Genomic DNA, 9827 nt, shown 5'->3' with positions numbered 1-9827 from the left:
AAGTGAATCAGGAGAAGCGAAGTCATCAACATCAATAAGCCAGTGAGCCAACATAAAAAATACCCTCAAATATGAAATGTTTGAGGGTATTTTCAACCAACCACAGGATCGTTCAACTGATCATTTACTTAACTGATCGGAGTTAACCTGATTAGGTGGCTTTCTAAAGTACTTGCTAGTGTTAAGCAGCAGGGCCGCTGACCAGAGTCAGTGCTTTTTTTGAGACTTCATGTGCGGCTTTAGTTAGATTTTGTTTCTCTAGGGCATCCGCCAGTAGACCGTAATCTGAGACGTTTGAACGTATAGAGAGCGCTTTCTCTAAGTGCTGTTGAGCGCCACTCCAGTTTTCATTACGTAGGTGGAACTGCGCTAAAGCACTATTTGCTTGTGCGTTATTGGTATCTTTTCTTAGAACTTCTTCTAAGAAGGTGATAACTGGATGGCTGTCTGAGAGTTTAAGCTCAGGAAGTAAGCGATATAATTCAGAATTCGGATGCTTCTTAAGTGTTTCTTTAATTAAAGTAAACGCTTCGTTATCTGCCTGACGGTTGATGAGTTGTTTCGCAAAGCACTCCACTAGGTGAGCGTCTGATTTCACCTTGCGTGGTAGTGCATTCCAGTGAGCGATCAGTCCTTCACTCCCTTTTTGCTCTGCAACTTCAGTAAGCAGGCCGCATTGTGCTCGTTGTGCTAATGGCTCTTGTTCCTCTTCGGTCACGATCTTATTCTTCACGAGTTTTGGCAGTAAGTCCAAAAGCGGCTGCCAAAGCTTCAGTTCAATGTAAACCTGTTTGAGTAAGTTCAGCACTATTAGGTTGTTGGCATAGTTATGTTTCAAGCCTGACAGCGTTTCAAGAGCTTGGTTGTACTTAGCATCGCGAATTTGTTGTTTGGCTCTAGTGAGCTCAACCGCTAGCTCAGCGTTTTCTTGCTGTGCTGCCAGTTCTAAGTAACGATCACGCTGTGCTTCATTACCCATGCCTTGTGCTGCTTCTGATGCAACTAAGTAACAGAGTAGTGGCATATCATGATGATTGGCCCAACGAGTCACTTTTTTCTCTGCGAGCTTGAAATCACCTTCGAGCAACTTGATGATTCCTTCATTTGTGTAGCGGCGTGAGCGTCTCATTTTACGTACGCTGAAGTAATTCCATGTCGCTGAACTCGCATAGAATACTTTCTTAATCAGATACTCTAAACCGAACAGTGCTGCTAGCGCGCCAATAACGAAGATGACTAAAGTCGTGACACTCATCTCGATGGTTTTGTTGGCAATTGAGATCAGCACATAGCCTTGTTGACCTGCATACTGAGTACCAACAAACAGTCCTAATCCGAGTACGACAAAGAGAAAAATAAGGCGAAACATTACTTATCCTCCGATACTAGAGTCGTTACTTCACGACGAAGGCGTTCACGAATGACATCAGATAGGTTCTGTTGGGTTTCAAGCTTAACCGGATACTCAACTTGAACCTTTTGTGAGCTCAATAGCTCTAGAGCTTTATTAAACTCTTTCACTTCATTTGAGTCTTGGTTAAAGAAGGTTGATGACCATTTGTCTGCGGTTGTTAACGCAGTCGAGTAGATTTCTTGCTGTTCTACGTAGACGGCCTTAATCGCTGTTTCTAACTTCGCCTTAATGTTTTCTTTTAAGTAGAAGTGCTGCTGAGGTGATAGGAGTGGAATAACGTTGCCATCACGAGTTCTGAAAGTGATGAAGTTGTCAGAGAAATCTTTTAGTGAAGTAATTAGGTTATCTTGCCAGTCGTAGATGTCTTCTGAAACTACAGGTTTTTGCTGCTTATCTGCTTCAGGAAGTAGGGCATGGGCAAGTGGGAGTTTATCTACCTGTTGCTGTAGTGCTGTAATGCGTAGTACTAAACCTTCACGATCAACTAATGGAATGGTCTTTAGCTTAGTAATGTCGTTGGCCATCACTTTTCGCAGTGGAACTAAACTTGGGTCGTTCAGTGCAGCGATGCGCTGGTCCGCACTTTCCATCAGTTTGGTTGCGCTTACCGCGTCATGCTCAAGAAAGAGTTTACGTCCTGCCAGTTTTACCAAGTAATCTGCTTCCGCGAGAAGCCAGTCATTTGGACGACGCCCTTTCACATCAGCAACGGCTAACTGAAGGCTTTCAATGCTTTTTTGTTGCTGAGCTAATACGGTTTCTGCACGGTGAGTGATTTCTGTCGCTTTGGCGATGGCTTGCTGCTGGGTCGCTTCAAGTTCAGATTGAACTGAGTTTTGAGTTTGCTGCAACTGAGTCTGTAATGCGCTAATTTGCGCTTGGTATACAGCGTTCTTTTGTTGCATTTGAAAGGTAAGACCGCCACCTAAAAGGACCGAAATAACGATGGCAACAGTCGCGAGCTTAACGCCACGTTTGGCTTGTTTATCTTCAGTTTGAGTTTTCGCGGCTTCGCTAGGTTTTGGTTCCGTGGCTGGTGAGACTTGCTCTGATGTCTCTACCGCTGTTTCTGCAGACGCTGTTGTTTCTGATTTGTTTGCGTCCGCTGCCTTATCTTTTTCTTGGTCAGGGGCAATGTTTTCGTTTTTATTTTTGCTTGTCATGACTTATTGTCCTGTTTTGTCTGGCCGGAGAGCAGCCAATAACACTGGGTTCGAGGCACTGAAAGTATTGGTGACCACTTTAAAACCTACTTCTCGTGCTTGTTGCGCTATACGCTCGCTAGGTACGTAGAGGTGTAGCGTAAATAACCAGTCCCGTTGTTGTTGATTAAACTGCGAAATAAAGTAGTCGAGCTGACCTGAACTGGTGATGACTAATTGATTAATGTTTTTATCTTGCCAGAACGGTACGAGTAAATCTGAGCGGAAAGCTAGGTTTTTTCGTTTGTATACTTCTTTATATTCAATACACGCACCTCGTGCAGAGAGCGTATCGAAGATGAGTTCTCGCCCGCCATTTCCACGCAAGATGAGGATTGATTTGTTGGTGACGTTTTGCAGTACATCCAGATTAAGTAGATGTTCGCTGTCACTAATTTCTGGGTAGTGTACTTTTTGTTGACTCACTTTGCTCAAAACATGTGCAGTTTTTTGACCAACGGCAAGGTAGATCGGCTGTGAAGGCCAATTTAGGCTCAATTGTGAGAGGAAACGATGGCTCGCTTCCACTGCGTGCTGGCTAACTGCGATGATGATGTCAACTTCAGCTATTCGATTCTCCAGTTCGGCTAAGTGCTCACCGGGCTGGATATGTATAAGAGGGTGGTGAAGGTTGGAAACTCCAACCTTCGAAAGTTGCTCACATAGGGAAAGGCCTTGTTGTCCCGGCCTAGTGACCAGTACTGCCATAGTGATTTACTCGTGTTCTGCGTACAGTTTAGTCAGAATCTCTTTCGCGCCGTCTGCCAATAGTTGATTAGCAAGTTCGACACCTAGAGCTTCTGCGTCTGCACGAGCGCCACGGATCTCACCACGAACGATCTTAGAGCCGTCTGGTTCACCCACTAAAGCACGTAGCCAGATGTTGTCGCCATCAATGAGCGAGTAACTACCGATTGGCACCTGACATCCACCTTCTAGGGTTAGGTTCATTGCGCGTTCACAGCGAACACGGTCTGCGGTTTCTTTGTGGTTTAGTGGCTCTAGGAGTTCAATAAGGCGTTCATCGTCTAAGCGACATTCGATACCGACTGCCCCTTGTCCAACTGCTGGTAAGGACTGTTCTGGTTCAATAAAGCTCTTGATACGCTCTTCCAGCTCAAGGCGTTTTAGGCCAGCGGCAGCAAGAATGATGGCATCGTATTCGCCAGCGTCCAGTTTGCTGAGACGAGTGCCAACATTGCCACGCAGTTCTTTAATGACTAAGTCTGGACGAGCCTCTTTAAGTTGACATTGACGACGCAGGCTACAAGTGCCCACAATTGCTCCTTGGGGGAGTTCATCAATACTGCTGTATGTGTTGGATACAAAAGCATCGCGTGGATCTTCACGCTCACAGATGGTGACTAGGCCTAGGCCTTCAGGGAAATCGACAGGAACGTCCTTCATCGAGTGAACGGCCAAATCTGCTCGACCTTCCAGCATGGCGACTTCAAGCTCTTTAACGAATAAACCTTTACCACCCACTTTTGCTAGCGGTGTATCTAAGATAATGTCGCCTTTGGTTACCATGGTCACTAGCTCAACTTCCAAACCTGGGTGAGCGGCTTGTAATGTGTCTTTAACATAGTGAGCCTGCCAAAGCGCAAGTGGACTTTTACGTGTAGCGATACGAATTGGAGTTGTTTGAGTCATAGTGTTCTGCTGATACCAAAATAATCACTAATCCTACCACTGTCGGCTAAAAATGCATTACTGCATATTCATTCGGGTGAGGGATTGATGTTTGCTAGCACAAAATCATCGAAAGAGTGTGATAAATGTCTCGTTTGTAAAATAGGCTATTATTATTAAGAGCAGTTACGTACCACACTAAGAGCGGCAACTTCAGATGGACAAAATTGTGTAGATCAGATCGTACATTTCTTTACCAATCCAAATAAAAATGTTAGATTGATCACGTTTTGTTGGTGCTTTAGGACAGTTTTTAGTCAGGCACTATCTAGGATATGAACCAAGGAAGCTCCCTTGCAGGCTTACACCAAGACGTTAATAAAGAGACTTGATAACCTTAACCAGCAACGTATTGAACGTGCGCTGGCGCTTATGGATTTACCAAGTCAACGAGTCTTCCATCTGATCCCAACTCTACTCCATTTCAACCATCCTCTGTTTCCTGGTTACTTTGATGCCAACGTTCCTTTTGGTATTTGTGATTTTGAGCTTAACGACATTCAGCAGCAATTCGTTGAAGATAGCCAATTAACCATTGGACAGCCTCTACCTACTAGTGAAAATCCAGCGATTCTCGGTCTTTATACCATGGGAAGTACATCTTCTATTGGGCAAAGCACCTCCAGTGATCTGGATATTTGGGTATGTGTATCACCTGAGATGGAATGCGAGGAAAGAGAAAGCCTAACCAACAAATGTTTACTTATCACTGATTGGGCACAAACTCAGGGTGTTGAAGCGAATTTCTTCTTAATGGATGAGCAACGTTTCCGTTCAAATCATTCTGAAGAAATGACCGGTGACAACTGTGGTTCATCTCAACATCTACTGTTACTTGATGAGTTTTATCGCAGTGCTGTCCGCCTCGCTGGCCAGCGCTTGCTGTGGCAGATTGTTCCAACTGAGATGGAAGAGTGCTACGACGAATATGTAAAAGACCTGTGCAGTAAAGGATGTATCGATTGCTCTAAGTGGATTGACTTCGGCAAATTGAATCGAATTCCTGCAGAGGAGTATTTTGGCTCGAATCTATGGCAGCTTTACAAGAGTATTGACTCGCCATACAAGTCGGTTCTGAAAGCCATTTTATTAGAAGCCTATTCGTGGGAGTACCCAAATACTCAGCTGTTGAGCCTAGATACTAAGCGACGTTTCTTTGCGCATGAGCCGGATCTGTACGGGATGGATGCGTATTACCTAATGCTAGAAAAGGTGACTCGTTATCTTGAACGTATTGGAGATACCACGCGTTTAGATTTAGTGCGCCGCTGTTTTTATCTTAAAACGCACGAAAAGCTTTCTAGAGAACCAAGTGTGGGTTCGGTGGAATGGCGTCGTGAAGCGCTGAGTGAACTCGTACAGCAGTGGAACTGGTCAGACTCTGTTATTGAAGAGCTTGATGACCGTCGTAACTGGAAAGTAGAGCAAGTCAAAGTCGTGCACCATGCGCTGCTGGACGCTTTGATGCAGAGCTACCGGAATCTTATTCAGTTTGCTCGTCGCAACGATATTACTTCTGCCATTAGCCCTCAGGATATTAGTATCTTGGCGCGTAAGCTGTATGCTGCGTTTGAAGTGTTACCAGGTAAAGTTACGCTGCTGAATCCTCAGATTTCTCCTGATTTGCATGAGTCTGACCTCACCTTTATTGAAGTTCGTCCAGGACGGACAAATAAAGCGGGTTGGTATCTGTATAAACAACCTTTGACTCCACACCGTATTATCGGTCAGGCGCCGTTAGAACATAACGAGTATTTGAGTAAGCTAGTCGCATGGTCATTCTTCAATGGTTTGATTACAGAATCGACTCGTTTGCATTCTGTGATTCGTGATGCTCACCTCGACATCGACAAGTTCTATCAGATGGTGAGTGACCTACGTAATACCTTCTCACTGCGTAAACGCCGACCGACAATGCAAGCGTTAGCTAGTCCATGTGAAATTAGTCAACTGGCGATGTTTATCAACTTTGAAAACGATCCAACAGCAGACCTGAGTGGTAAGTCTTTGAAGCTTGATCCTAAAACCACAGATATTTTTAGCTTTGGTCCTGAGCAGAAATGCCTAGTCGGCAGTGTTGATTTGGTTTACCGCAATTCGTGGCATGAAGTGCGTACTTTGCATTTTAAAGGTGAGACGGCCATGCTGGACGGGTTGAAAACCGTGCTAGGGAAAATGCATCAGGATGCGATCCCGCCAGAGTCAGTTGATGTGTTCTGTTACAGCAAAAATCTACGTGGCGTCATGCGCAACAAGGTTTATCAGTTATTGGCAGAGTGTATTGATTTACGTCTCAAGCCAGTTGAACAAGAAAAACGTCGTCGATTTAAGGCTTTACGCATAGGTCAGCAAACTTACGGTCTTTTTTATGAACGTCGTGGTGTTTCGGTTCAAATGTTGGAAAACTCGGTAGATTTTTATCGCAGTATTTCGACCAACAAGTTGAAAGGTTCACCACTCCTGATGCTGGATAAGGAACAGGACTATCAGTTGCCTGAAGTGGTTGATGGTTTTGCCAGCGAAGGTTTGATTCAGTTCTTTTTTGAAGATACTGATAAAGGCTTCAATATCTACGTGTTGGACGAATCGAATCGAGTGGAAGTCTATCACCAGTTTAAAGGTGAGAAAGATGAGATGATTGCGAGCGTGAACAGTTTTTATACCTCGGTGAAGGATGAAAATCCGCTCTCTTCGAAACTGATCAATTTCAATTTGCCTCAGTACTACCAGATTGTTCGTCCAGAAGATGACGAACCTTATATTGTTCCTTATCGAAATGATGGCGCCAGTTACACTAGGCCAAACAAGATAGTTAATGCATAAACGAATACAAAAAAGAGCATCTAAGGATGCTCTTTTTTTATGTTGGGCAGGGATGATGCTTTAGGCCCACTCGATCTCTTCGTCGCAGTGTTTTTCACACTCTTGCTTAACCATAGCAATAAGTTCTAGTCCAGTCTTTGAACACGTCCAGTTACCATCAACTAGAGCAAAGTGAAACCCCCCAGATTTAGATGCTAGCCAGATCTCTTTCATTGGTTCCTGACGGTTGATAATGATTTGACTGCGGTCTTCAAACTCCAAAGTCATTACGTTGCCAGAGGTCTCGTAATCGATGTCCGCACCTGAATCATCAATCATTTCCTCGATGATTTGCATTTGAACATCTACTAACTGATGAAATTCCGTATCGTTCATCTAATCTATCCTATTGCTTTTCTTGAGTGTGGTGCGATTATAGGGGGCATTGATAGAATAATCACGATACAACCAATGAAAAAATCGATCTTAGCTCTTTTTATCTTTTCGGTGCTTGGCTTAGCTGGCTGTGGTCAAACTGGACCGCTTTACATGCCTGAAGATGCTCAGCAGAATGAGCAGTCTTCACAATAATTAGAAACAGAATATAAGGGAAAGTACTTTGGATTACTTCAACTATCAGGATGATGGCCAGCTATGGGCCGAAGATGTCGCACTAACAGAACTTGCACAACAGTACGGCACGCCACTTTATGTATACTCACGCGCAACATTTGAGCGTCACTGGCACGCGTTTGATAAATCGGTAGGTGAGCACCCACATTTGGTGTGCTATGCCGTCAAAGCAAACTCAAACCTTGGTGTATTGAATGTGTTAGCTCGCCTGGGTTCTGGTTTTGATATTGTGTCTGGTGGTGAACTGGAACGAGTCATTGCTGCCGGTGGTGAAGCAAGCAAAGTTGTATTCTCTGGCGTTGGTAAAACCGAAGCCGAGATGAAACGAGCGCTAGAGCTGGGGATCAAGTGTTTCAACGTAGAGTCTGAGCCAGAGCTTGAGCGCCTCAACAAGGTTGCTGGAGAGCTTGGTCTTAAAGCGCCGATCTCGCTGCGCATTAACCCAGATGTCGATGCAAATACTCACCCTTATATTTCAACTGGCCTACGTGATAACAAGTTTGGTATTGCGTTTGATCGTGCACCTGCGGTTTATAAATTTGCTCAAAGTCTAGAGAACTTAGAGATTCGCGGTATTGACTGCCATATTGGATCTCAGCTAACCGATATTGAACCGTTTATCGATGCAACAGATCGCCTGCTCGCACTTATTGATGATCTAAAAGCCCAAGGTATTAAGATCGATCATCTTGATGTTGGTGGTGGTTTAGGGGTGGTATACCGTGATGAGCTGCCACCAGAGCCTTCTGATTATGCGAAGGCACTGCTAGGTCGTCTTGAAAATCATCAAGACTTGGAGCTTATCTTTGAACCCGGCCGTGCGATTGCAGCTAACGCAGGTGTCTTACTGACTAAGGTTGAATTCCTTAAACATACCGAACACAAGAATTTCGCCATTATTGATGCCGCAATGAATGATTTAATGCGTCCAGCGCTTTATCAAGCATGGCAAGATATCGTGCCTGTTTGCCCTCGCAAAGGCGAACCAATGACTTACGACTTGGTGGGACCTATCTGCGAAACGGGTGATTTTCTCGGTAAAGACCGTTCGCTAGTGATTGAGGAAAATGATTTGCTAGCGGTACGTTCTGCTGGTGCTTATGGCTTTGTCATGTCTTCCAACTACAACACTCGTTCTCGTGCAGCAGAGGTCATGGTTGATGGCGATCGAGCTTACTTAGTGCGCCAAAGAGAAGAACTATCCAGTTTGTGGGCACTTGAAAACGTACTTCCGGAGTAATTGAAGTCTTATGCATTTCCATTTTTCAAAAATGCACGGTTTGGGTAACGACTTCATAGTCGTTGATTGTATTACTCAAAATATTTTCTTTTCCCCTGATTTGATCCGTCGCATGGCGGATCGTCACACAGGCGTTGGTTTTGACCAACTGCTTGTCGTGGAAGCTCCATACGATCCTGAAACCGACTTCCACTACCGAATTTTTAACGCTGATGGTAGTGAAGTTGAACAGTGTGGTAATGGTGCTCGATGCTTTGCTCGCTTTGTCCGAATGAAAGGATTAACTAACAAGTACAGCATTAGCGTCAGTACTAAAAAGGGTAAAATGGTACTGAACATAGAGGAAGATGATCAGGTTACGGTGAACATGGGAGTGCCGGAATTTGAACCAAGTAAGATTCCTTTCAAAGCGAAGCAGACTGAAAAAACGTACATCATGCGTACAGGGGAAAAAACCTTATTCTGTGGTGCAGTCAGCATGGGTAACCCTCACGTGGTGACTGTGGTTGATGATGTCGCTACGGCTGATGTCGACACATTAGGACCTCTTTTAGAGTCCCATGAGCGATTCCCTGAGCGCGTTAATGCTGGATTCATGCAAGTATTGCGACGAGATGAAATCAACCTACGAGTCTATGAGCGAGGGGCTGGTGAGACTCAAGCGTGTGGCAGTGGTGCTTGTGGTGCGGTAGCTGTTGGTATCATCCAAGGGCTATTAGACGAAAGCGTTAAAGTGAACCTGCCTGGTGGTTCGCTGCACATTAGCTGGCAAGGACCTGGGAAACCGTTATACATGACAGGCCCTGCTACCCATGTGTTTGATGGTCAGCTAAGCTGCTAAGAA

9 protein-coding genes are annotated in these 9827 nt (G+C 44.7%); 4 read left to right on the top strand and 5 right to left on the bottom strand.

Annotated elements, in window-relative coordinates; all coding sequences use genetic code 11:
• Positions 1-181: 181 nt before the first annotated feature.
• Genes QTN95_RS15100 through hemC form a run of 4 tightly spaced genes read right to left on the bottom strand, consistent with a single transcriptional unit; the run spans position 182 to position 4269 of the window.
• Positions 182-1369 (bottom strand): heme biosynthesis protein HemY, encoded by a 1188-nt coding sequence (locus QTN95_RS15100; protein ID WP_331418024.1) that lies wholly within the window; start codon positions 1367-1369, stop codon positions 182-184.
• Positions 1369-2577, bottom strand: coding sequence for a uroporphyrinogen-III C-methyltransferase (locus QTN95_RS15095; RefSeq protein ID WP_331418023.1), 1209 nt, complete (start codon positions 2575-2577; stop codon positions 1369-1371). The genes QTN95_RS15100 and QTN95_RS15095 overlap by 1 nt, the downstream gene beginning before the upstream one ends.
• Positions 2578-2580: 3 nt before the next feature.
• Positions 2581-3324, bottom strand: a complete 744-nt coding sequence (locus QTN95_RS15090) for a uroporphyrinogen-III synthase (protein WP_331418022.1) — start codon at positions 3322-3324, stop codon at positions 2581-2583.
• 6 nt (positions 3325-3330) lie between these two features.
• Positions 3331-4269 (bottom strand): hydroxymethylbilane synthase, encoded by a 939-nt coding sequence (gene hemC, locus QTN95_RS15085; protein WP_331418021.1) that lies wholly within the window; start codon positions 4267-4269, stop codon positions 3331-3333.
• Between the two features lie 333 nt (positions 4270-4602).
• On the opposite strand from hemC, the gene QTN95_RS15080 reads away from it, so the two are divergent.
• Entirely contained in the window at positions 4603-7131 is a 2529-nt protein-coding gene (locus QTN95_RS15080; protein ID WP_331418020.1) for a class I adenylate cyclase, read from the top strand.
• A 60-nt stretch (positions 7132-7191) separates the two neighbouring features.
• On the opposite strand, the gene cyaY is transcribed toward QTN95_RS15080, so the two are convergent.
• Positions 7192-7506, bottom strand: a complete 315-nt coding sequence (gene cyaY, locus QTN95_RS15075) for an iron donor protein CyaY (protein WP_331418019.1) — start codon at positions 7504-7506, stop codon at positions 7192-7194.
• A 75-nt stretch (positions 7507-7581) separates the two neighbouring features.
• Between cyaY and lptM the strand changes: the two genes are divergently transcribed.
• Genes lptM through dapF form a run of 3 tightly spaced genes read left to right on the top strand, consistent with a single transcriptional unit; the run spans position 7582 to position 9824 of the window.
• Positions 7582-7701, top strand: a complete 120-nt coding sequence (lptM, locus tag QTN95_RS21285) for an LPS translocon maturation chaperone LptM (protein WP_419723661.1) — start codon at positions 7582-7584, stop codon at positions 7699-7701.
• A 28-nt stretch (positions 7702-7729) separates the two neighbouring features.
• Complete coding sequence (gene lysA / locus QTN95_RS15065; protein ID WP_138972206.1) at positions 7730-8983, top strand: diaminopimelate decarboxylase; 1254 nt, start codon at positions 7730-7732, stop codon at positions 8981-8983.
• Positions 8984-8993: 10 nt separating this feature from the next.
• Positions 8994-9824 (top strand): diaminopimelate epimerase, encoded by an 831-nt coding sequence (gene dapF, locus QTN95_RS15060; protein WP_331418018.1) that lies wholly within the window; start codon positions 8994-8996, stop codon positions 9822-9824.
• Positions 9825-9827 lie beyond the last annotated feature (3 nt).

The organism is Vibrio sp. M260112 (assembly GCF_036533775.1).
Classification (GTDB): Bacteria; Pseudomonadota; Gammaproteobacteria; order Enterobacterales; family Vibrionaceae; genus Vibrio.
This window is presented reverse-complemented; position numbering and strand designations above follow the sequence as displayed.

Bases quoted from the DNA above. Each gene is read 5' to 3' on its own strand.
- cyaY (WP_331418019.1), bottom strand. From the start codon at position 7,506: ATGAACGATACGGAATTTCATCAGTTAGTAGATGTTCAAATGCAAATC.
- QTN95_RS15095 (WP_331418023.1), bottom strand. From the start codon at position 2,577: ATGACAAGCAAAAATAAAAACGAAAACATTGCCCCTGACCAAGAAAAA.
- hemC (WP_331418021.1), bottom strand. From the start codon at position 4,269: ATGACTCAAACAACTCCAATTCGTATCGCTACACGTAAAAGTCCACTT.
- lptM (WP_419723661.1), top strand. From the start codon at position 7,582: ATGAAAAAATCGATCTTAGCTCTTTTTATCTTTTCGGTGCTTGGCTTA.
- dapF (WP_331418018.1), top strand. From the start codon at position 8,994: ATGCATTTCCATTTTTCAAAAATGCACGGTTTGGGTAACGACTTCATA.
- QTN95_RS15100 (WP_331418024.1), bottom strand. From the start codon at position 1,369: ATGTTTCGCCTTATTTTTCTCTTTGTCGTACTCGGATTAGGACTGTTT.
- QTN95_RS15090 (WP_331418022.1), bottom strand. From the start codon at position 3,324: ATGGCAGTACTGGTCACTAGGCCGGGACAACAAGGCCTTTCCCTATGT.